The sequence below is a fragment of the Sphingomonas sp. LR59 genome (assembly GCF_036855945.1).
Classification (GTDB): domain Bacteria; phylum Pseudomonadota; class Alphaproteobacteria; order Sphingomonadales; family Sphingomonadaceae; genus Sphingomonas.
On the sequence record NZ_JASPFL010000001.1, the window covers coordinates 630,001 to 652,778 of the forward strand.

The 22,778-nt window shown below is 59.5% G+C and carries 13 protein-coding genes, 3 tRNA genes, 3 rRNA genes and 1 pseudogene (1 of these 20 running past the window's edge); 15 read left to right on the forward strand and 5 right to left on the reverse strand.

The window, feature by feature from the left end; genetic code table 11:
* The 6 genes from QP164_RS02965 to QP164_RS02990 all read left to right on the forward strand — a co-directional run.
* Positions 1-308 (forward strand): 16S ribosomal RNA (locus QP164_RS02965) (it extends 1,179 nt beyond the left edge of the window).
* Positions 309-538: 230 nt separating this feature from the next.
* Positions 539-615: transfer RNA gene (locus QP164_RS02970), tRNA-Ile, on the forward strand.
* A 15-nt stretch (positions 616-630) separates the two neighbouring features.
* Positions 631-706, forward strand: a tRNA-Ala gene (locus tag QP164_RS02975).
* A 462-nt stretch (positions 707-1,168) separates the two neighbouring features.
* A 23S ribosomal RNA gene (locus QP164_RS02980) occupies positions 1,169-3,966 on the forward strand.
* A 221-nt stretch (positions 3,967-4,187) separates the two neighbouring features.
* A 5S ribosomal RNA gene (gene rrf / locus QP164_RS02985) occupies positions 4,188-4,302 on the forward strand.
* Together the 16S, 23S and 5S rRNA genes with 3 tRNA genes alongside form the textbook arrangement of a ribosomal RNA operon.
* Positions 4,303-4,386: 84 nt before the next feature.
* Positions 4,387-4,463, forward strand: a tRNA-Met gene (locus QP164_RS02990).
* Here QP164_RS02990 and QP164_RS19710 read toward each other — a convergent pair.
* From QP164_RS19710 to QP164_RS03005, 4 genes are all read right to left on the reverse strand, one after another.
* A complete protein-coding gene (locus tag QP164_RS19710; RefSeq protein WP_443027468.1) occupies positions 4,420-6,087 on the reverse strand; it encodes a recombinase family protein in 1,668 nt (555 codons plus the stop codon). The genes QP164_RS02990 and QP164_RS19710 overlap by 44 nt on opposite strands.
* A 267-nt stretch (positions 6,088-6,354) precedes the next feature.
* Positions 6,355-7,662 (reverse strand): hypothetical protein, encoded by a 1,308-nt coding sequence (locus QP164_RS02995; RefSeq protein ID WP_333922077.1) that lies wholly within the window; start codon positions 7,660-7,662, stop codon positions 6,355-6,357.
* Between the two features lie 668 nt (positions 7,663-8,330).
* On the reverse strand, positions 8,331-9,272 hold the full coding sequence (locus tag QP164_RS03000; RefSeq protein WP_333922078.1) for an SAM-dependent methyltransferase: 942 nt from the start codon (positions 9,270-9,272) through the stop codon (positions 8,331-8,333).
* Between the two features lie 101 nt (positions 9,273-9,373).
* Positions 9,374-10,276: a hypothetical protein gene (locus tag QP164_RS03005; RefSeq protein ID WP_333922079.1), complete on the reverse strand. Its 903-nt coding sequence runs from the start codon at positions 10,274-10,276 to the stop codon at positions 9,374-9,376.
* Between the two features lie 467 nt (positions 10,277-10,743).
* On the opposite strand from QP164_RS03005, the gene QP164_RS03010 reads away from it, so the two are divergent.
* From QP164_RS03010 to QP164_RS03020, 3 genes are all read left to right on the forward strand, one after another.
* Positions 10,744-14,511, forward strand: coding sequence for a MobA/MobL family protein (locus QP164_RS03010; RefSeq protein WP_333922080.1), 3,768 nt, complete (start codon positions 10,744-10,746; stop codon positions 14,509-14,511).
* A gap of 166 nt (positions 14,512-14,677) precedes the next feature.
* On the forward strand, positions 14,678-14,914 hold the full coding sequence (locus tag QP164_RS03015; protein ID WP_333922081.1) for a hypothetical protein: 237 nt from the start codon (positions 14,678-14,680) through the stop codon (positions 14,912-14,914).
* An 83-nt stretch (positions 14,915-14,997) separates the two neighbouring features.
* Positions 14,998-15,240, forward strand: a complete 243-nt coding sequence (locus QP164_RS03020; RefSeq protein WP_056025607.1) for a hypothetical protein — start codon at positions 14,998-15,000, stop codon at positions 15,238-15,240.
* A gap of 103 nt (positions 15,241-15,343) precedes the next feature.
* On the opposite strand, the gene QP164_RS03025 is transcribed toward QP164_RS03020, so the two are convergent.
* A protein-coding gene (locus QP164_RS03025) for an IS5 family transposase (protein WP_443027412.1) occupies positions 15,344-16,170 on the reverse strand; the annotation gives its coding sequence in 2 pieces (ribosomal slippage) (positions 15,344-16,020 and positions 16,020-16,170; 828 coding nt in all).
* Between the two features lie 397 nt (positions 16,171-16,567).
* On the opposite strand from QP164_RS03025, the gene QP164_RS03030 reads away from it, so the two are divergent.
* The 6 genes and pseudogenes from QP164_RS03030 (at position 16,568) to QP164_RS03055 (ending at position 22,297) form a co-directional block, all read left to right on the forward strand.
* Complete coding sequence (locus tag QP164_RS03030) at positions 16,568-17,065, forward strand: hypothetical protein (RefSeq protein ID WP_333922083.1); 498 nt, start codon at positions 16,568-16,570, stop codon at positions 17,063-17,065.
* 1 nt (position 17,066) lies between these two features.
* Positions 17,067-17,693: a hypothetical protein gene (locus tag QP164_RS03035; RefSeq protein ID WP_333922084.1), complete on the forward strand. Its 627-nt coding sequence runs from the start codon at positions 17,067-17,069 to the stop codon at positions 17,691-17,693.
* Between the two features lie 108 nt (positions 17,694-17,801).
* Entirely contained in the window at positions 17,802-18,146 is a 345-nt protein-coding gene (locus QP164_RS03040) for a hypothetical protein (RefSeq protein WP_333922085.1), read from the forward strand.
* Between the two features lie 48 nt (positions 18,147-18,194).
* Positions 18,195-18,713 carry a hypothetical protein gene (locus QP164_RS03045; RefSeq protein WP_333922086.1) on the forward strand — a complete coding sequence of 173 codons (519 nt, stop codon included), beginning with the start codon at positions 18,195-18,197 and terminating at the stop codon, positions 18,711-18,713.
* Positions 18,714-18,926: 213 nt separating this feature from the next.
* Positions 18,927-20,161, forward strand: a pseudogene (locus QP164_RS03050) (integrase).
* Positions 20,162-20,416: 255 nt separating this feature from the next.
* Positions 20,417-22,297, forward strand: coding sequence for a putative bifunctional diguanylate cyclase/phosphodiesterase (locus QP164_RS03055; protein WP_333922087.1), 1,881 nt, complete (start codon positions 20,417-20,419; stop codon positions 22,295-22,297).
* Positions 22,298-22,778 lie beyond the last annotated feature (481 nt).

Here is a 22,778-nt window from a genome sequence, read left to right on the forward strand (position 1 = left end):
ACAATGGCGGTGACAGTGGGCAGCAAGCACGCGAGTGTGAGCTAATCTCCAAAAGCCGTCTCAGTTCGGATTGTTCTCTGCAACTCGAGAGCATGAAGGCGGAATCGCTAGTAATCGCGGATCAGCATGCCGCGGTGAATACGTTCCCAGGCCTTGTACACACCGCCCGTCACACCATGGGAGTTGGATTCACCCGAAGGCGTTGCGCTAACTCGTAAGAGAGGCAGGCGACCACGGTGGGTTTAGCGACTGGGGTGAAGTCGTAACAAGGTAGCCGTAGGGGAACCTGCGGCTGGATCACCTCCTTTCTAAGGATATCGGCAGAAAGCGCTGATAGGCCCGCATCTTATGGTGCCACCCTGTCGGAAGAGCTTCTTCCATTCCAAAGAACATTAGCCGCCGTCCTCATGTCCCTTCATCACTAGGTTAGTCTACGAGACGAATAGCTTTGCTATTTGGCACGTGGGCAAGCTCGGCCAGCGCGCGAAGCGCGCCTCTTGGGCGCAGTTCTGCTGCGTCTGACGGGCGCAGCGGGTGTGGGCCTGTAGCTCAGTTGGTTAGAGCGCACCCCTGATAAGGGTGAGGTCGGTGGTTCGAATCCACCTAGGCCCACCACACACAAGTGCGTTTGGGGCCTTAGCTCAGCTGGGAGAGCGGTTGCTTTGCAAGCATCAGGTCATCGGTTCGATCCCGATAGGCTCCACCATTTCGCAGGAGACGAGACGAGGCAGCAAAGCTGCCGCGCACGTCGCCAAGAACGGCCAGCGCCGCAAAGCGCGCCCACAAGGCGCAGCTTCGCTGCGACTGACGGGCTCGCGGGCAACGCACCATCAGCACAACCTAGAGATGAAGAGAAACGGTTCGCCGTGCGAGAGCACGGTGATTGGGTCGAGACGACCCGTATTTGACATTGTGAATGGGTTTTTTAAAATCGATGCCGTGAGGTGCTCGATTTTGGAGACGAGGATTGCTTCGGCGGTTCGTGAGGCACTCTGTGCAGCGCGATCTGAACGAGCGGTTCGAGGCTCCAGATATCGACATCATCATACTAATAATCTGGCTGAGATTATAATCATCCGCACCTGACAAAGGCCAACGCGCACTGCTCTGCCGAGTTGGTGACGTTCTTCGGAACGCACCCAGTGATGTCGTTGGTGGTGTGGACTCTCAAGCGTGAGGTAAGGGCAATTCGTGGATGCCTTGGCACATACAGGCGATGAAGGACGTGGCACGCTGCGATAAGCGTCGGTGAGCTGTGAGCAAGCTTTGACCCGACGATTTCCGAATGGGGAAACCCACCTATCCCGATTAATCCAAGCCGTGCGGTAACGCAGGGTGTTGGGTTAATTAGGTTAGGTATCACTTAGCTGAATACATAGGCTTCGTGAAGCGAACCCGGCGAACTGAAACATCTCAGTAGCTGGAGGAAAAGACATCAACCGAGATTCCGTTAGTAGTGGCGAGCGAACGCGGACCAGGCCAGTGCCTGAATTTCAACTAGTAGAAGTCTTCTGGAAAGAGACGCCATAGCGGGTGACAGCCCCGTATACGAAAGTGAGAATTCAGGACTCGAGTAGGGCGGAACACGTGAAATTCTGTCTGAACATGGGGGGACCACCCTCCAAGCCTAAATACTCGTATGTGACCGATAGCGAACTAGTACCGTGAGGGAAAGGTGAAAAGCACCCCGATGAGGGGAGTGAAACAGTACCTGAAACGGATTGCCTACAAGCAGTTGGAGGGCTTTTATGGCCTGACAGCGTACCTCTTGCATAATGGGTCTGTGACTTAATGTATCAAGCAAGCTTAAGCCGATAGGTGTAGGCGCAGCGAAAGCGAGTCTGAATAGGGCGCCAGAGTTTGATGTATTAGACCCGAAACCCGGCGATCTAGGCATGACCAGGATGAAGGTGCAGTAACATGCACTGGAGGTCCGAACCGATTAACGTTGAAAAGTTACCGGATGAGTTGTGTTTAGGGGTGAAAGGCCAATCAAGCCGGGAAATAGCTGGTTCTCCGCGAAAACTATTGAGGTAGTGCCTCGCACGAACACCTTAGGGGGTAGAGCACTGGATGGGCTAGGGGGTCGCGAGATCTACCAAACCTAACCAAACTCCGAATACCTAAGAGTGATATGCGGGAGACAGACGGCGGGTGCTAAGGTCCGTCGTCAAAAGGGAAACAGCCCTGACCTACAGCTAAGGCCCCCAAATCGTATCTAAGTGGGAAAGCATGTGGGACTTCCAAAACAACCAGGAGGTTGGCTTAGAAGCAGCCATCCTTTAAAGAAAGCGTAACAGCTCACTGGTCTAAACAAGAGGTCCTGCGGCGAAGATGTAACGGGGCTCAAGATACGTGCCGAAGCTTAGGGTGTACCACTGATGTGGTACGCGGTAGCGGAGCGTTCCGTAAGCCTGTGAAGCGATCTGGTAATGGGTCGTGGAGGTATCGGAAGTGCGAATGCAGACATGAGTAGCGATAAAGAGGGTGAGATGCCCTCTCGCCGAAAGACCAAGGGTTCCTGCGCAAGGCTAATCCGCGCAGGGTGAGCCGGCCCCTAAGACGAGCCCGAAGGGGGTAGTCGATGGGAACCACGTTAATATTCGTGGGCCTGGTGGTGTGTGACGGATCATGTGTGTTGTCATCCCTTATCGGATTGGGATGGCTTCGAAATGGTTCCAGGAAATAGCCCCACCGTATAGACCGTACCCGAAACCGACACAGGTGGTCAGGTAGAGTATACCAAGGCGCTTGAGAGAAGTGTCCTGAAGGAACTCGGCAAATTGCCTCCGTACCTTCGGAAGAAGGAGGCCCTCACTATGCGCAAGCACTTTGAGGGGGCACAGGCCAGGGGGTAGCGACTGTTTAGCAAAAACACAGGGCTCTGCTAAGTCGGCTTCAAGACGACGTATAGGGCCTGACGCCTGCCCGGTGCCTGAAGGTTAAGTGGAGGGGTGCAAGCTCTGAAATGAAGCCCAGGTAAACGGCGGCCGTAACTATAACGGTCCTAAGGTAGCGAAATTCCTTGTCGGGTAAGTTCCGACCTGCACGAATGGCGTAACGACTTCCCCACTGTCTCCAGGACATGCTCAGCGAAATTGAATTCTCCGTGAAGATGCGGAGTACCCGCGGTTAGACGGAAAGACCCCGTGCACCTTTACTGCAGCTTCAGAGTGGCATTAGGAAGAAACTGTGTAGCATAGGTGGGAGGCTTTGAAGCATCGGCGCCAGCTGATGTGGAGCCATAGGTGAAATACCACCCTGTTTGTTTCTGATGTCTAACCTCGTTCCGTAAGCCGGAACAGGGACCCTCTGTGGCGGGTAGTTTGACTGGGGCGGTCGCCTCCTAAAGAGTAACGGAGGCGCGCAATGGTGGGCTCAGGACGGTCGGAAACCGTCTGTTAGAGTGCAATGGCATAAGCCCGCCTGACTGCGAGACTGACAAGTCGAGCAGAGACGAAAGTCGGTCATAGTGATCCGGTGGTCCCTCGTGGAAGGGCCATCGCTCAACGGATAAAAGGTACGCCGGGGATAACAGGCTGATAACCCCCAAGAGCTCATATCGACGGGGTTGTTTGGCACCTCGATGTCGGCTCATCACATCCTGGGGCTGGAGCAGGTCCCAAGGGTTTGGCTGTTCGCCAATTAAAGTGGTACGTGAGCTGGGTTCAGAACGTCGCGAGACAGTTTGGTCCCTATCTGCCGTGGGCGTCGAAATTTGAGAGGAGTTGACCCTAGTACGAGAGGACCGGGTTGAACATACCTCTGGTGTACCAGTCGTTCCGCCAGGAGCGCAGCTGGGTAGCTATGTATGGACGGGATAACCGCTGAAAGCATCTAAGCGGGAAGCCTCCCTCGAGATAAGATTTCATAGAGCCGTCGGAGACCACGACGTTGATAGATCGGATGTAGAAGTGCGGTAACGCATGGAGCTAACCGATACTAATTGCTCTATTCGCGCTTGAGAGTCTCACACCATCAATGACAACACTGGGTCACCAGTAGCGACAAACGATGCGTGCGGATGATTAAGACGACGCCAGATTGCCAATCCCCTCGCCGTCGAGGGATTGGTCAAATACCACTACAAACCTTGCACGGTATCGATTTTAAAACCCTGTCCCGGCGAAAGCCGGGGCCAGGGTACCCATAGCATTCCCCAACGTATCGTCGCACCGGCTCCATTGCCTGGTGGCTATAGCGTCGGTGTCCCACCCGATCCCATTCCGAACTCGGCCGTGAAACCCGACTGCGCCAATGGTACTATCGCTCAAGCGATGGAAGAGTAGGTCGTCGCCAGGCATTGAAGCCCGTGCGGCAATACGTAACACAGAACGCTTGAAACCCATTCACCATGTCTCATACCCCCTTCGCGAAAGCGAATGTCGCGGGGTGGAGCAGCCCGGTAGCTCGTCAGGCTCATAACCTGAAGGTCACAGGTTCAAATCCTGTCCCCGCAACCACCACCATAGAACTCGACATGCCGCCCTCACGGGCGGCGTTGTCGTTTGTGGCAAAGGCGACAAGGTCTGCGACCTTCGCGACGACCTCCGCCTCCGGGCCATCCGTGCCGTTCGGGTAGATCGTCACGCTTTCGATGAGCGTCGACAAGATCTCTGCCGCCTCGCCGCGGACCGTTTCAGCGTCGAGCGCCTCGCGCAAGCGGCTGACCTTTTCCTCAAATAGTTGCTGCACTGACGGACGCGACAGAATCGTCGCGGAGGGCGCGACCGCCATTGGCGTATTCAACTGTCCTTCAAGGCGCGCTTTCTCGGCCTCGCGGTCGCCAAGGAGCTTCAGCAGGGCGGGGCTCGCCACCGCGGCCAGCATGTTGGCGGCCAGCGTGTCGATCTCGCGGGTGACTACGGCGAGGCGGTCGATGATCGATTGATCCTGCCTCGCCGACGTGCTCGTCAGCCGCGCCAGCTCCCGCTGGAACTCGTCCGCGAACAACCGCGCATGATCCTCGGTCAGCAACTGGTGTTGCAAAATCGAGAGGGTCGCCGTTTCGAGAGGGCCCTTTCGGACCGAGACCGTGTTCGAGCAGGTGCCGCGCTCCTTCTGGCCGGCGCAGCGATAATAGTCCTTGCCCGAAATAGTGTAGCCCGACCCACAGCAGCTGCAGCGGATGAGTCCCGACAGCAAGTGCTTCCTGCGGTTCTGACGGGCGATCGGAACATCGTTGCTGGGACGCGAACGCTGCTCGATCTGGGTCTGAACCGCGCTCCACTGTGCGTCATCGACGATGCGCAGATCAGGTACGGCGACCTCGATCCATTCTGAATGTTCGCGTAGGCGATAGCGTCGCTCGCGCTTCTCGCTGTCCGGGTTGCGACGCCATTGCCGGCGTCCCCATACCAGCCGGCCAACATAAAGCGGGTTGTTGAGAATGCCGGTCGCCTTTTTCGGGTCGCCGCGGACCGTCGAGGCATTCCATTGCCCGCCGCGCGGACCGGGCACGCCGTCGGCATTCAGCCTGGTCGCAATCTGGATGGAAGACGCTCCGGCCGCGAACTCGGTAAAGATCCGCTCGACGATTGCGGCCTGTGCCTTGTCGACCTCCAGCAGGCCGCGAACGCGCTCGCCGCGGTCGTCGAGGCGGATGACCCGCTTGTAGCCATAGGAGCGACCGCCGGCACACCGTCCCGCAAGCACCGCTGCCTCCATGCCGCGCAAGGTCTTGTCAATGAGGTGCTTGAGGAAGATCGCGCCCAGCAGCCCGGCGACGGCGAACTTGATCTCGTCGACATGCCCCTCGCTCACCGTGTGCAACTGCACCCGGTGGTATGCCAACTTCTTGCCGAGCCACGCCACATCCTCCGCGTCTCGCGCAAGCCTGTCGAGCGCTTCGCAGACGATCAAGTCGACTGTTCCCGACTCGATGTCCGCCAGCAGTTTCCTCAGGCCGGGCCGATCACGGCGATAGCCGGACTGCTCGGGGTCGTGATAGGTCGCCATCACCGCGCCGCCAACATAGGCGACAAGTTTCATGCACGATTCTGTCTGATCAATACTCGACGTAGCCGTTTGCATCGCGGTCGAGTGGCGCCCGTAGAGGACGATGCGGGGGGCAGGGCGCATCAGCATGGCGGAGGAGCACCTTGTGTCAGGAGTACATTAAGCAGCGGGTGTGTCGGGATCATTGGTTGCCTGCGAGGCGGATGCGCAGCGTGCATAATGTTCGGCTGCCGCCTGCCTCGCCATCAGTCGGACGAGCTTTGTCATGCCGATGGCGAAGGCTGGATTGGCAGCGTGCGATGGGTTGGCGGGAGCAGGAGTGGCAGCGGGTCTCATCCATGATGGGATGAAGGCTCGGACGATGAGCGGACAGGGTACCTAAAACTGCTGCGGCGATCATCGCCGCAGCCACTCCGCGGGCGAGATCTGAAGCAGGGCCGCACCGTGCGGCGGCTTCGAGTCTGCCAAGAGCTTAATGACCCGCTGATGCAGTTTTCTGCCCGCCTTGTTGTCGGGGTCGGTGCTCGTATCGCCGATATGCCGGTCGCAAAGGCTGATCGCCTTCAGCGCGGTGGCAGTCCGGCGCACGCGGTTGGCGGTGCCAGGCAAGGCAGGCGGTGCCGGCGCCGCCATCGACACCTGCTGTCCTTCGTCGATGGCGCGGAGTGCCGCATCCAGTCGGCCGGGCAGGGCGATAAGGTTCATGGCCAGGACGGTAACGGCCTCGGGAACCGACAGTCCGAGCTGTGCCTGCGCGAAGCTCTCCTTACCCATCCCATCGGTGCGAAGCATCTTCGGGGTGATAGCGGTCAGCGGCGCGATCTCGGTCTGGATGCTTGCAGCTATGCGCAGATTCGCTGTGGCGACGAACGCGGCGGGACCGATGCGCTGGTAGATGCGGCGTGCCATCGAAAGGAGCCGATGATCATAGGCGAGCCGGCCGCTGGCGATCGCGCGATCCAGCGTTTTTCTACCCGAGCCGCCCCCTGCCATGCCGAGAAACTGGTCTAGGCGTCTAGAGGGTTTGACGAGCCGATCAATAAGAAGGGTGCCTTGCCTCGCCCAAGCTGGATCGTCATCGACGAAGCGCGGACCCATCGGCTCGGTCGCAAGGCGTCGTAGATACTCGGCGAGGAGTCGGGCGCGGACGACACCGAGGAGCAGTGCGTGGTCGCGTACGACTGCGCGGAGAAGCGTTCGCTGGTCGGGTGAGTCAGGTGCCAGCAGGTAGAGGCCGGCAAGATCACCTCGAAGGAGAAGCCGCCAGCCGATGGCAGACGAGGCGCGAAGTGCCTGCAGGTTTACCGTGTGCCGCACGATGTCGAACCCGAGATCCTTCTGTAGTTGGTCGACGTCGGCGATCGTCGTTCCGCCCGTCAGCATGCGCGTTACCCATACGCCGATGCTGCCGGGCAGGCGATAGTGGCGGGGAAATACCAGCGGCTTGAGAAGCAGCTCGCCGGAAAGATGGCGAAGGTCTCGCTGCCGGCCCTCGACAGCAACCTTCAGTGTGTATTTCCTCCAGGTGACGTCGGCGCGAAGGGCGGAAGGCGCCACCGGCTCTTGTCGCTGATCGTTCAGGACCGAGGAGATATAGGCAGCCGCCAGATCCTCGATACGGCTCAAAGGAGTGCCGCTGGAGAAGAGGGCGTGGTTTACGAGGCTCGCGGGGCGATGACGACCGACGAACGGCACCGTGTTCAAGTATGTGTTCATAGAGAATACTCAGGTCAGCGCATGCGGTCCCTGGAACCGTATCGATCAACCCCGAAGGGCGTTTGCTGACCCGCACTCGCAGCGGCGGGAGACGGAAAGGCGGGGTTGATAGCGCGCCCCGGCGACCTGCATGCAGCCGCTCCAGGTGGCGACCATGAACCTAGTGCTTCGTTCGCGCATCTCAAAACGAAGCGCTGGATCATTAATACGTGAGACGCCTCATGTCTACAGGCGATAAATCTTAGTTGCGCCAAAAGCACTTGGCGGACTGCATCCAAACGCAAGACGGGTAAAAAAAGTGCCACCGCAGGGTCGAACGTGATCGCATGTTATGGTGAAGCGCGAAATTCTTTTTCGAAGGGTACGACCGGTGACAGCGTAATCGCTTAAGCGTAGGCAAGGCATTGGGTGTCAAAAGATAGAACAATCGCTCTCTATCCCAAGCCGGTTATTCTGTTCTGGCGAGCCACTTTACGTCATCGATGTATGTTCGAAATAAGGATACGCTGTTCCGACACACGACCGAATAAATAGGTTGATTTCCCGACTGTCGCGATCTGGCGGCCACTGAAGTCTTTCCCGGTGGAATGCCGGTTGTATCCAGTGCTCGAGAGGAGGCGTAGCTTCAGCTGATAAAGTTGTTTGGTAATGGTATGCTAGCTAACGTTAAGTTTCGGATTTTTCTTTCGCCAGTCACGATACAGTGCGACGATCTCGGACTTCGCGAGGCTGGGATTACCTGCAACGTCGCCAGTGACTCTAGCGAAGTCAAGTTGTTCCATCACGTGCTTGACGTTCCCCTGTATGAAATAATGCGCAGACGGGCTCTTAGAAAAGTCCTGATGCACTCGACCGGCCTGTCCACCTACGCGCTGAATTGCGAAATCGGCACATTCCTTCGTCGTGAATTTGAAGTCGGGGTGTCGCGTCTGGACTGGGCGCAATTTGCGGAGTTCCGGCTTGCGACGCCAGATCTGGAATACCGCTGGCACATCGTACGGCTTGGACCGGAACAGGAATGCGTCGGCAGGCACATCCCATTCGCGCACCAGATGGAAGGAACGATCAAGCCGGTTCACGATCGATGCCTTCCGGAACGTCCTTGGTAGAATGAACGCAATTACGCTGGACTGGCGAGCAGCATGGTTAAAGAATCGGACTGCTGTGCTGGAGTTCTTGCCAAAAGGCGGATTGCCGATGATTGCAATTGGTCGGTCAGTTTTGATTATAACGTCGAGAAAGTTGGCGTTAATGATGCCAGGGTATTTAGGTTCGATATCAAAGGCGATACTGCCGCTGGGCAATATCTTGTAAAACGATCCCGTCCCGGCGCTAGGCTCGACCATTCTGTATTCGGAAGGATCGAAATATTCTTTGAAACAGTCGTAGAAAAAGGCGGCGACATCTGGTAGCGTATAGTACTGATCGTACTTCCTGTCTGACGCGCTATTGTCGTTGCTTGCCGCTCGTTTCGTCATGGCTGACGGCTTTGGTTCGAACGTCAACTTCGGGGAGGACGAGGCGGCCTTCCGAAGGCCGCTTACCGGATGTGTCGAAACCCTGGAGGCTGTGGTCTTAACGTCGTTGATCTTGCCCATCGTCTTTGCTCCTCATTCATGTCCGTATGTTCGACGAAAAATCCCGGCTGCTCGACAACGTGAGCCGAGCAGCCACTCGCATTTGCTTCCCACGAATGAACTCACGCGGGCTCGTCGTTGTCATTGGAAGCGTCAGACCGCAGGCTCGCGAAGGCATCGAAAACATCGATGACGTCTGCCCGCGGTGCGGCCGGGTGGACGTCGCGCTGTTGCGCCTCGGAGGTGCGGCGTACCGCCTGTCGCTTCCTGACGGTGGGCAACCTCTGACCAGCTTCACGCGCTGCCGCGTTCTCGGCCTCCCTCTCGTCATGAAAGGCCCGAATCACCTTCAGCATGGCGCGATGGAGCTTCAGTTCGAGCGCCTGCTCGCCTGCGTAGCGGTCGAGCCGGTCGAGCATCTCGCGACTGTCTTGTTCGCGGGTTTGGCGACGCTCGTTCAGGAGGATACGCCCCTGATCGTCGAGGGCGTTTTCGAACGCCAGATCCTGCTGCAGATAGGGTGAGACCGCGCGCGCGAGGGCATAGAGAGGACCCAGCGCGATACCGGATGCCTGACGGCCAATCTCGACCATGATTCGGTAGACGACCACAGCGCGGAGCTGGTCTGCACTACGTTGACGGTCTGCTTCGGCAACTACCTGTTCCTGCTTCGCCTGCACCAGCTGCGCTTCCAGACGGGCGACTTTATCCATTGCCGACTGATGCTTGGTCGTCGCTGCTTGCACTGCGCCACGTGCGGATGGCCGGGCGCTGTTCTCCGGGTTCTTCAGACTGGCCGGGACTGGCGGCTGGTCGCCCTGTATCCAGGCAATCCATTGGCCGGCATCGATCGTTGCAGGCAGGATGCCGAACAGCAATTCGGTGACGAGATCACGTCGCGCAGGCATATCGATCAGAGCGGCGATCCGGTCCATACTCCACGGTTGCCGATTGGCCGTGATGCCTAGTTCGACGGCGAGAGCAGCGAGCACATTCGTAATGGCGGGATCGGTTTTATCGGTCATTGTCTTTGGCTCCTGATGATGCGACAGTGCGTCATTGGCCGTGTCTTAAGGCGGCTGACCGAACCCCGGACAGGGTACCTAAATCTTCATTTCACACAGGCGCGGATGTGCGCGCCTTCACCCATGACGTGCTCACCCGCACATGCGTGTTCGCGTGCACGTGTACGCGAGGGGGAGAAAACAGTGGGAAGTTCAGGTTTTTGTGCAAAGCTGCAAACAACGGCTCAAGCCGTTATTTGCGCGCGCTGCGCTATAATCGGATTTCCGCGTGCGGAAGTCGGGGGCAGGGTCGGCCTGCACGCCGAGCGCGCAGGGGTCCTCTGGCTGTGCCTCCGGAAGGCGGGGCAGGGGCAGCATATCTTGGGCGATTGTTAGTTACCCATTACTGCGTATCGCCATTCGGGCATGCTGGTTGTCGCACCATCATCCTGGACACCGAGATGCCCGTTCCCGCCGACATAACTCACATGACCGAAGCGTTGCGTCGACGTATCGATTGGCAGGAGCGGGAAGGGCTTGTCGGGACAGTCAGGCCTGGACGGCAGCGTGGAATCCAAGACGTGACAAGCCGGAAGTCTCGTTGGGTCGGTACCATCAATCTTCAACGACCGGCTGCCGGCGAACGGCCGACCGCGGCGAATGGCGCAACCAGTTTTCACACGCGCCTTTCGACGATCTCCAGAAGCGACAGCGCGACCGCAGCAGGCCGTAATTCAGTTAATGCTGCGGTAGGGCAAGAACGGTATCTTACCGACAACTGGGCCCGTGAATTGTCGAGGGCAGCTGGTTCCGAGCGCTATGTCGTCGATGGTGATCAAGCCGATGATTCAGTCAACGACCCGGACTCTCGCGTCGTCTTCATTCACTCGAACATCTCGGACGTTGGTGTAGAACGCATCGCGTTCTGGGAAGAAGCTTGGAGGGTCGAACGCAAGGCTGGCGCGCCGCGCCTGCGATTGAACCTGACCACGATGAGCGAAAGCGATTGGGAGACGCTGAGCGCCGACCCGAACGCCCCGGCAGCCCTGATCAACATTGTTGCGGCGCTCAGGAGAGGGGAGCAAATTGATCAAGGTCGCTGCTACGTCCGCGACGGTAGCCGACTGCTGGAACTCGAGCTTCGACAAGAAGATCTCGACTGGGCAGGACAGCTTGGCACAACCTACGGCGCGGACCTGAAGACACGAGGGCTGCACTTCGTTCGACCACGTTTTGGGCAAGTGCAAAAACAGTTCGTAGCATCACTGCCAGCCGAGCTTGATGCCGCCGCGCATAGGGACATCGTCACACAGTTTGGTGCAGAGCTTGACACCCTTGGCCTCCCCTTCACAGCAGCACTTCACAGACCCAATGGCTACAACCACCGCGCCAATTATCATCCTCATTTCATATTCTATCCAGCGATATGCAGGCGCGGCGCGGACGGTCGGTTTGATCTTGCTTCGGGCCGCAAGCTCCGTCCTGGCGAACTGGCGGGCTGGACGAAGGAACGTCGGCAAAGCACGTTTCATCAAACCAGTGCCAGCGCAGACGTTGTTGCCCTGCGCAAACGTTTTGCCGACATATGTAACTTCCATCTCACGCGGGCACGTTCAGGACGGTTGTACGATCCGCGCACCTACGAACAGATGGGCATAGCAGCGGCGCCGATGATGTCGCTCGGCAAGGCGGCTTCGGCGTTGGTGAAGGCGGGCATCGATGTGCCGAAAGATCGCGACAATGCGCAAACATACTGGTCTGCACGCAAGCTCGAGCTGGCCAATCATTCGCGCGAGCGCCGTGATCGTCACGTCGACATGCTTAAGGCCTTTCGAGCGGTCAAGCCGCGTGTTGGCGACGTGCCGATGGCAAAGCTGCGAGACGAGCTCACTGGCATATTTCAACATATCGAAGAAGGCCGTGATGCACTTGATGAGGTGGCTCTACAGCTTGAAATGGCTTTGTCAGCGGCAGTTCGGCTGGCCGAGAACTGCGCTCGCCTTATTGCGGATATCGATGCCGGGCTGGCGAAATCGGCGGATGTTCGAGAGCGGAGCAGGATCGCGGCCAGGCACCAGCTGGCGCTCGCCCACATAGACGAAATTGAGCAGGCCATCGCACCGTATCAAGCCACAGCGAAACACCATACCTTGGAAATGGAGCGCCTGGAAGCGCGGGCTCAAAAGCTGTGCGACCGGATTGCGTTAGAGCAGGCCTGGGTTGCCGGCTCGGTGTTGGCCGCGCGACATATCACTCGCCTGTCACCGCATCGGCACTTCGACAAACTCATCCGATATATCCACCGGCATCCACAACAGGCTGATGACGCTACGACGTTTGTTCACCTGTGGCGTGAGGACGGGCGCACGCAGTTTAAGGGGCTCAAGTCGCTCGACCTTGAGTTGCTCGTAAACCCCGCCTTTGCGTTTCGTGCAGACCGTGCTCTTGAAGCGGCAATCTTGGCGCAGACCGACGGCGTTGAGCGCCTGCTCCGCTACGTCGCGAAAGACGGTGTTGACCAACTTGAAGCCCGGACACGGCACCCGAAAACAGCCAACGATGCGATAGCAACACTTAACCGGCGTTATGGGGCGCATCCGCTGTTTCTGCGAGGCCGCTTCGACGCTGACGTTGCCTTCGTCAACAGGAATGCGCCGAACGAGAAAATCCTGATTGGCGAGCCGCATGCGACGCAAGAACGCGGCGAGATGATGAAACCCGTAACGGATCACTCGACGGTAAAACTGGTGTCGGCACTCTCGCCGCTACGTGCCGGTTCAGACGGAGTCAGCGCTGCTGTTGTCCCAGTCGCGACCCGGACGTTTCGGCCAAACGACGCCGGGCTGTTCGCAAAACAACCGACATCTGCAGAGACCAAGTCTGTGGAAACTACGGCCCCGATTACCGCCAGATGGAATCTTGACGAGGATGTCAGGGCCGCACTGGGCGCAGCAAACTTCTACCCACGCTTGAGCGGCGAAGACGATGGTGGACCGGGATCGATTTCTAGGGCGGACGTCCAGGCCCATGCCATGGAAGCTCCAGATACGAGGGGGAAGGATATAGCCCTAAGCCAGCTCTCAGAGGTAGAAATAAGCGAGAATGATCAAGCCGAAAACGAGGCGAGGATCCATGATCGTCCCTTCCAAGAATCCGGAAACATCGATTTTACTGATTCGCCAAAACTGCCGAATACCGCTGACAAGCCGATGTCGGCTTCTGCCGCTTGCATGAAGCCGATCTCGGGCGATGCGGTTGGACTAATCGGTCCCGACAACGTTGCGACTAAAGCCGCGCTCCAGAATGAGCCAGACCCACACGCGCAAATTAACGGTCTCTCGTCGGACAATCCGCTGACCCGTTCATCAGATGAAGCTTCTCCGAATGGTTCGGCTAAGCAAGCGAGCGCCGTTGATCCCAATGAGCCAGCGGCGGAGCTAACAGACGATCGCATTTCACGGCGTCCGAAACGTCGTCCAATTTCGCCGGTCATCGCGATGGATCCCGCTTCCGTCGCAGATCAGGAGACGCCGCCCTGCGGGAAGAAGCAGTCGGAGACTGAAGAGACCGAAGAGACTGGAAGCGAGGACGGGATTCGCTCGAATGCAGACAACAGCCAGATGCCGACAACGCTGGCGAAATGCGAAATTCGTGTAAAGTCATCCACAGAGCGTGCCCGCGATATCGCTAAAACTCGGACGGTTGATCGAGCGGCCCCTCCGATGCCAGTAAAAGTTCAGAACGGTGCATTGCTTGACATCGCAGGTCGTCCTGTAGACGGCCGAGCAACGCCGACGACGTCGACGCGTGGGCAAGCGACGGCTCCAAATAGCAAACCTGTCGGGCGCGCTCACTTGGCCGTTAAAGAGGCACTTTTTCCTGAACCTTGGCTCTCCAATCAGCTAGCCGCCCACCGAGAGTCACCGCAGTATCGGGCGTTGCCAAGCCCGCAGCGCGATCTTCTCGATGAAGCGGCCGCGATGCCATTGCATTACCTTGGGGCAGGTCTTGGTGCGATCGTGCGAAGCGACGATCGCATCAATATCGGCTTCAGTTCTGCAGCGGTCTGGGAAAGCTTTTGCGCGTTACGGGACATTCCCGGTGGATGGCAAATGCTCAACGCCGTTGCGCGGCCATCGTCATCAAACGATAAATTTAAGTCCAATCTTCAATGGAACCGAATACTCATCGCAGATCAGGTCGAGGCAGAAATGCCGAGTTCTGGTATTGGTAGACCTCGCGATCGCGGGCGCTGACACCGTCAATGCCTGATTAGAAATATCAAGTCCAGCCAATGTCTCTGTCGTGATTGTCCTACTACCCAGAAGATCCCTGATACGAAGTTGAAGCCTGAGGAGCGTCGGGTCGTGATGGGAAGGAGCAAAAGGCAGTTCGCCTGGGCCCCCGCGACGCGGAGGACATATGGACGGTCTCAACAACGTGCGGGCAGCGCACGAGTATTGGGCAGGTTTGCGCGGTATCGTCGCCCGGCTCGATGGATTTATCTCGTCACTGGCCGATCGAACGATCGCACAAACGGCCTGCGGCGGCGAGCAGGTCGAGTGGAGCATGACCATCACGGAGGTCGCATATCTAGCGGCGCTAGCGGAGATGGACTGTGCATGCGCGCGCCGCCAGATCGCTCAGGTGACATTGTGAGAGGCGGCCGTCGGCTTGTCCTACCGCCTCACTGGACGACCGTGCGCGGCTTGTGGCTGCGATCGTCCGGTCTGAACGGAAGTGTGCTGACAGACAGCGAAACGATCTGGACCTTTGAGCAGCGACGCGTGATTGAGGTGGATGTCCGTAGCTGGACCATCATCGAAATCATCGAATGTTTGGCGACTTTAAAGACGCCACCCTTCGCTCAGCCTGAACTGCGTCATCTCGCGGCAGCCGATTTGGAACCTCTGGTCGCCTGTAAGGCAATCGGTCACATCGAGGCGCTTCGGCTCATGGCGCTCGTTCCTGGTTGGCAACCCTGAACTAAAAGCGTCGCCCAGCAGGGTAATCAATCGTCGATGAGATGGCTAATTGAGCCGAAGATTGGAAACCTGCATTGAAGGCGCGCGCGTCTTAGAGCCCGACTCATAATTCGAGTTTAGCGATACGGCGCGTCATTCGCCTGATGGATGAGACTACCATCCAGGCCTCGGACGAGGCGATGGAGGTCTCCCAGTCCTTGGCGAGACGCCGGCATCGGTTGAGCCACGCCAGGGTACGTTCGACCACCCAGCGCCGGGGCAGGACGACGAAGCCCACAAGGTCGGAGCGCCTAATGATTTCGATCGTCAGCCGATCAATGTGCGTAACGGCTGCTTTGAGTTTCTGCCCGGCATAACCGCCATCGGCATACAGTCTGATGAGCGCGGGATACGCGTCGCAGGATCGCTCGATCAGGCCGGGCGCCCCGTCGCGGTCCTGCACATCGGCGCCGTGCACCACACCTTCGAGCATATTGCCGAGCGTGTCGGTCACGATATGGCGTTTACGACCCTTGATCTTCTTGCCGGCGTCGTAGCCGCGCGGCCCGCCTGCTTGGGCGGTCTTAACGGACTGGCTGTCGATGATGCCCGCGGTCGGTTCGGCCTCGCGGCCCTCCGCGACCCGCACCCATGCCACCAGCACCGTGTTGACGACATCGAGCAGGCCGCTGTCGCGCATCCGGTAGAAATGGTACTGTACCGTCGTGAAAGGCGGAAAGTCCTTGGGCAGTTGTGCCCATTGGCACCCTGTTGATGCGATATACTGGATCGCATCAACAGGGTCCGCGCCCTGTGCTTGTGGGGGCGTCCCACCCTGGAGGTTCGCCTCAATGACGGCCGGACGACAGCCCATTCCTCATCGGTGCAGTCGCTTGCATAGCGCAGCCTGCTTCTGTCATGCTCGCGTCGAGCGGTTTCAGTCCAGCTCATGTGATCCTCGTGGTCTTCGCAACCCTCGGTGAATCACAAGCTACTGAAATCGCTCAACTCAATTTTCGGTCGGGCTCTTAGGCCACGAAGAAAGCCTGGACACGCACGCCCGCGTCCCGGCCAAAACTGATTCGAATTGGGCCTTCGGCTACTTACTGACAAGGTTTCAGCGCCTCAGCTCGCATGCTGGCGAACAGGCCAAATCTAGGCGAGCCAGTTTACAAGCCAAGATGATCTGCACGCACCGATGAGCCGGCTGCACCGCAGCGGCATGACGTTAACTTAGAGACGAGTGAAGAGAGGGTGGGGGAGCCTTTCGGCTGGACCGGAAGGTGAAATGATCCCTGACAGGTGACGCGAACAGCCCGCGCGCCTGCTCCGTTGAGAGACGAACACAATGAACCATCATTCGAACGAGGCTGCCGCCATCGCGGCAGCGCTCATGGTTGCGCGCCTGGCGGCATTGCGCTTCGAACCGGACGTCGACGTGCCGATGTTGAAGATTCGCAACTACCTCCACGCGCGCACTGCGCGGCTGCTACTTGTGCCCTCAACCCTGTCGGACGGCAGCGATGCCGCCGCCGTGGGCGAGGTGATGGCGGCGTTCGGGTGCGACGCGCTGGTGGCGCGAGCAGATGGCGCCGATGCAAGGCGTGCCCGCTTTACGGTCGGTCTGCATGGACATCGCCTGTTCTGGTCGGCGCCTACCCGGCTGTGGCTCGGAGCAGCGGCACCGGCGCATTTTGTCCCCAATCATCCGGACGACACCGTCTTTGCCCTCTTCAGCGTAGGGCTGCGCGGTTGTGAGGTGCCACCGTGGAGCAGCGACGAGGAGCGCGAAGATGGATTCGCGCTCGGCGCCGACGCGCTTGCGGCCTTGATGGCGGGGCGCTGATATGAGCCAGCTCAAGGTGTGGGCTAGCCCCAGCGAAGCGTCGGACATGATGTTCGATGTGCGCCAGCCCGGCGTGACGGGGCTTGGTTACGCACTGTTGCGTCCCCGCTCCAAGGGGCAGGAGCGAAGTCTGTCGCGGCTTGCCTTCGCCAAGATGAATCCGATCGAGCCCGGACCGACCAGCCCGCAAACCCGCTGCGGTATGCCGACGACCGCGCGCGATCACCGGCTGCTGCTCGCGCCGGGTGTCGCAGACCCGGTGTCGCTCGAACGGCTGTTTGCTGATTATGACGCGGCGGTGCCCGAGCACCAGCGGCTGCTCGCTGCTGTCCTGACGCTGCCATTCGTTCGCGGTGAACCGCTGCACGATCAGTTCGACAAGGTGACCACCTGGGCGATGCTGCATCTGGCACGGGCGAGGCAACTCACCAGCCTTGCCGTGCTGCACGCGCCCGGTGACCAACTCGCTGTGGAAGCACCGCACGCTCACATCGTCGTGTTCAGCCGTATCCATGATGCGTGCGGATGGGCTCAGCTGCATCCGGACCTCGCTGAAAGCGAGCATGGCGCCTGGGCCGAGCGATGGCTCGACTTCTGTGAGGCTTGGCGTCGCAAGCCGGAGGCGTGAAGGTGAGGGTGCCGAGCGCCTCCGCCAATCGGCACCACCGGCATCCTGATTCCCGGTGGCGACGCTGGATGATCTCGATGGGGTAACAAGCTCGATGGAGAAAAGACGATGATCTCGCGCAATCCGCCCATGGTGTTCCGCGTCGCCGCCATGCTGCTGCTCAGTTCTGCTGCGCTCGGTCAGTGGTGGCAGCGGCAGCCGCTTGGCGCCGATGGCCATGCTTTGGTGACCATGATGCATTCCTATTGTCCTGGCGTCGGTGGCGAAGCTGGCCCGCTCACCGTGGCGGACAGCGCCCGTCTGCTAGACGGCTGGGGCTACGCCCTTCTCGGCGATCTGACCGGAAGGAACGGTAGGGATCGCTGCACGCTGCCGCGACCGCAGAAAGGGGAAGGGATCGGCAGGACAGGCAGGCGAAGCCCGGGAAGCGCAATGAAAAGCGAACGGGCCTGATCCGAACCAGTCGGTTCGGGGATCACGCCAAAAAGAAGGCCTACCGTCATGCACCGCATGCTCCACGAACCACTGCCGTCCACGTCGAACGCATTGCTCGACTATTTCCTCGCCGCGCTCGGCGGCGAAACCTACTACCCGCTCGGCGGCAACACCGGCTTGCCCGCCGGCGCCCTCGAGAGCCTGGATCACAACGTCGTGCTGGCCGCCACCCCGGTCAGCGTCCGCGTTTTCGATGAGGCGCTGCTGCGCTCGGCTGAGTATCGTGACACACTCCTCGTGCGTCACGGCTTCTACCCCGAAACGCTCGACCCGGTGCGGGTCGATGTCGCCCTCAGGTCTACCACCGGGCCGATCCTTGTCCCCGACCTCAGTCTCTTCCGCGACATGGACGGGCAGCTCCATCTCGTGCCGCAGCACCAGGACCTGTTCCTCACCGTCGGCCCCGATGGGATCTGGGTGTCGCTCATCGCACCGTTCGACCGGTGGATCGATCGTGCGGCTGGGCTTGAGCGAGCCGCTGCCGATGTGGTTCGAGCCTGTTGCAAAGCACGAGCCGGTCAATAGGTACCGAAATGCGGGCGGGGCGGCATTACTAACGCCCCGCCTCAGACTTGGATTTCGTAGTGACTTCGATGCTCAATGCAGACGACATCTACTCTGTTTGCTTGGTTTTCAAAGAGCGCCGAAGCACTTACCATAATCGGACATTATGGTAACTACAGCGATGTGCTACACAGGCGGAATGCACGGTAAATCGGATCAGCGGGCAGGTGCCGCATGAGCGAGATCGTTGTCCATCGCACCGACGGGGAGGGGCTTCCGGTCCGAGCGCGTCGTGGCATCGTCGAGCCGATCGATGTCCGCGTAACCCGGCTGCTGGGTCTTGCGCTGCCGGCTGATGCCGGCCCCGTCAGCGAGATCGGTTTCGCGGCGCAGCTCGGCGCTATGGCAGCGGCGAGCAAAGCGGCGCTGGCGTCGGACCTTGCCTGCTATCTGCGTTGGTGTGAGGACATCCGTGTCGCCCCGCTGCCCGCAGAGCCCGAAAACCTGGTCCGCTACATCGCCATGCTCGAGACGCGCGGCGCCAAGCCCGCGACGGTCGCCCGGCGGGTTGCCAGTCTTGCCACCGCACATGGGCTGTCAGGGATGCAGGAGAGGGGCATGCGCCCACCAGCCACGTCATGGTCCGTGCGGCGCTCAAGGGCCTCCGCCGGCGTCGTGGCGCTGCTCAGCGTCAGGCTGCCCCGTTGCGCTTCGGAGCCTCGCTAGATCCCCATACCAAGGGGTTCACGCTTACTGCCTTGCTCGGCGCCTGTAGCGGCGATCTGCAGGGCTTGCGCGACGCAGCGCTGCTCTCACTCGGCTATGATGCGGGGCTGCGCGTCAGCGAGCTTGTCGCCGTCACCGTCGCGCATATCGATCCGCACAGCGATGGCTCGGCGCTCCTGTTCATTCCATTATCCAAGACCGATCAGGAAGGGCAGGGGGCCTGGGGCTGGCTGTCCGCGGACACTATGCGCCGGGTCGGCGCCTGGCTGGTAGCGAGTGCGATTACCGAGGGGCCGGTCTTCCGCCGCGTTGGGGTCGATCGGCGTCGGCTGCGCGCCGCGGTTCCGCCGATGGCGTACGAGGCGATCCCGGGCCACACGCGGCACTGGCAGGAGAAGCTCAAGGGCAAGAAGGCCGAACCGGCCCGGACGGTTTACACCGTCGGGACGGTCTCGCTTAGTCGTCAGGGCGTTAACGGGATCTACCGGCGCGTGGCATTGAGTGCCTTCGATCAGGGGCTGGTCGAGATGCCGATCGCCAAGGTCGAAGATGCAGCGAGGGCCCTGTCGAGCCATTCGCTGCGCGTAGGGCTCACGCAGGACCTGTTTGCGGCCGGCGAGGACGGCGTCGGAATTGCCCAAGCCCTGCGTTGGTCATCACCGTCGACCGCGCTCCGCTACGGGCGGAAGCTTGCAGCAAGGAGCAATGTTGCAGCGCGCGTATTGTCTCGCATCAGAGCTTGAACTGCTGAAACCGAAGCCGCCAATTTGGGTATCGAGTTGGGTTCGCGATGTATGGGCGCACATTATTCTTCGTCGAGTCTCGCGAGCAAACCGCTAAACGTCGATCTAAAGTGTGCGATCGCTGATCGGATGCTGGCCAGTGATCCGAATATATTCAGATTGAACTAAGACAAAACCGACATGATCAGTATTATGGTCCTCGTCAACTTCCGCATTAAAGATATTTAAACCAGTGATTTGATAGGTTCCGCTTCCATGAGCCTTCCTGAAAACTCTCGGTATCAAGGAGGCAATGACACAGTAAGCGTCCTGCTTCATCTTCAAAATGCGATTTTGAAAATGATTGCCAAGGGTGCCGGGCTTGAACCAACGTGTACCACGCTGTGTGCAGAAGTAGAGCGGATCCTCCCTGAGGTGATCTGTTCAGTCCTGACCGTCGATTTGGCAGGCCTGCTTCATCCACTAGCCGGCCCGAGCCTTCCGGAAGTATATTCCCAAGCGCTGGATGGTTTGTCTGCAGGCCCATTAGCCGGCTCCTGCGGAACTGCCGCCTATCTAAAGACAGAAATCACCGTCGTTGATATGGAGACCGACGTCCGCTGGGCGCAGTTCAAAGACCTCGCACTTCCGCACGGGCTGCGCGCCTGCTGGTCCAGTCCGATATGTGATGCAGACGGTCGCGCGATCGCAACTTTTGCTTTCTACTATCGCAGCGCCCGCGGACCGACGGCCTTTGAGCGCGAGGTGGTGGCTAACTGCGTTAACCTCACGCAAATCGCTATCGAGCGACATGAGCGTGTCCTCGAGCACCAACGACGGGCTTTTACCGACGCCTTGACCGGTTGCCCCAATCGGGCCGCTTACCATGCCGCACTTTCCAAACTCAAAGGCGCTGCGGTGGGCAGTTGGGCACTGTTCGTGTTGGATCTCGATAATCTCAAGGTCGTGAATGACACGTTCGGGCATCATGCGGGTGACGAGCTTCTTCAGATCGCCAGCGACAGGATCTCAGCAGCGGTCAGCCCCGGGCGAACGTTTCGCGTCGGTGGCGACGAGTTTGCTGTCATTCTCCAGGCTAACGATGTCCTTCGTGACCTGGAGAAGATCGCGGATGAGGTTCTAAGTGCGCTCTCGGTTGCTGCCGACTGCGGCGGGCATAGCATCGTCCCTCGCGCTACCATCGGAGGCGCTACGTTCTCATCGGACGACGCCGGGGTTGGGAGTGTTCGGCAGAATGCCGACTTTGCCCTTTACCACGCCAAGGAAACCGGTCGTGGTGGTTTTGTACGATACTGGGCAGGGCTCCGCTCGAACATGACGCGGCGCATGGGCGCAATCAGGGATCTAAGTGCGGCTTTGCGAGAGGACAGGATCGAGGCCCATTATCAACCGATCTTCCGACTAGACACGCGCGAGATCGTCGGCCTGGAAGCGCTTTGCCGCATGCGCATCGGCGACAATCTGGTCTCGGCTGCCTCTTTTCATGAGGCGACTGCCGACGCCCAGGTTGCGACCTCGCTCACTGCCAGGATGATGGCTCTTGTCGCGGCTGACCTACGCCGTTGGCTGGATTTGGGTATTCCGTTCCAACACGTCGGTATCAACGTCTCGTCTGCGGATTTGAGTGGCGGTGCCGTCGGGCAGGTCCTTGCTGCGGCGCTCGAACGCGAGCGGGTTCCTCTCGATCACGTCATTCTCGAGGTAACCGAGACGGTGTACATGGGCCGCGGGGACCAAGCGATTCAGCAAGCGATCAGGGCACTTCGCGCTGACGGCATACGGGTCGCGCTGGACGATTTCGGAACGGGTTTCGCATCGCTGACCCACCTGCTCACCGTTCCCGTCGATGTCATCAAGATCGACAAACTGTTCGTTGACCACCTGGAACCCGACGGTGTCAGCGTGACCATCGTCGAAGGCCTGATCCGTACCGCGAAAAAGATGGGCATCAGGATCGTCGCCGAGGGGATAGAAACTGAAGAACAAGTCGAACAGCTTCGCGCGATCGGCTGTGCGTTAGGGCAGGGGTACATATTCTCACCAGCAGCCAATCGCGATACGACGACCGCCCTTCTCCTTAAGCATGCGCAGGGTATTGCGCGACCGCCGATTGCGATGCGATCTGGCATGGGCTGATTCACGATCCAGCGCTCAAAGGACTGGAGCACTCGGCAGCAGGGGCGGATCGATGAATTACCGCAGCGGCGTGTTGCCACGGATCGTCGGCGGATGATCACCGCGTTTATCAGGCCTTACGGAACAGACAACGGTCCCGGTAACTGCCGAGGGAACCACGTCAGGAGGGCGTCTGACAGCGCCGTAGCGACAACGGAGGGATCGCCCGTTAGTGTGCCACTAGCGCGCACCGTGGTCGCCTGCCCCGTCCACACGACGTGATTGTCGCAGCGCAGCGATACAGTCACCTTGAGACGGGTTACGATCAGACCGCGCAATTGGTCCTTCCCCGAAGGCAAAGTCAGCGACAGGCCTCCGAGGCCCGCTGCCATGCCCGGCCGATCCGATCGGTCGTTGCCGGACCGGACGACGCCGCGCTGTGTCTGCGATACCTCGACCTTGGCGACGTAAAGGCTGTGGTTTGCGTCGGGCAGGGGCAGGA

Bases quoted from the DNA above. Each gene is read 5' to 3' on its own strand.
- QP164_RS19710 (WP_443027468.1), bottom strand. From the start codon at position 6,087: ATGCTGATGCGCCCTGCCCCCCGCATCGTCCTCTACGGGCGCCACTCG.
- QP164_RS03000 (WP_333922078.1), bottom strand. From the start codon at position 9,272: ATGGGCAAGATCAACGACGTTAAGACCACAGCCTCCAGGGTTTCGACA.
- QP164_RS03005 (WP_333922079.1), bottom strand. From the start codon at position 10,276: ATGACCGATAAAACCGATCCCGCCATTACGAATGTGCTCGCTGCTCTC.
- QP164_RS03010 (WP_333922080.1), top strand. From the start codon at position 10,744: ATGACCGAAGCGTTGCGTCGACGTATCGATTGGCAGGAGCGGGAAGGG.
- QP164_RS03015 (WP_333922081.1), top strand. From the start codon at position 14,678: ATGGACGGTCTCAACAACGTGCGGGCAGCGCACGAGTATTGGGCAGGT.
- QP164_RS03030 (WP_333922083.1), top strand. From the start codon at position 16,568: ATGAACCATCATTCGAACGAGGCTGCCGCCATCGCGGCAGCGCTCATG.
- QP164_RS03035 (WP_333922084.1), top strand. From the start codon at position 17,067: ATGAGCCAGCTCAAGGTGTGGGCTAGCCCCAGCGAAGCGTCGGACATG.
- QP164_RS03040 (WP_333922085.1), top strand. From the start codon at position 17,802: ATGATCTCGCGCAATCCGCCCATGGTGTTCCGCGTCGCCGCCATGCTG.
- QP164_RS03045 (WP_333922086.1), top strand. From the start codon at position 18,195: ATGCACCGCATGCTCCACGAACCACTGCCGTCCACGTCGAACGCATTG.
- QP164_RS03055 (WP_333922087.1), top strand. From the start codon at position 20,417: ATGAGCCTTCCTGAAAACTCTCGGTATCAAGGAGGCAATGACACAGTA.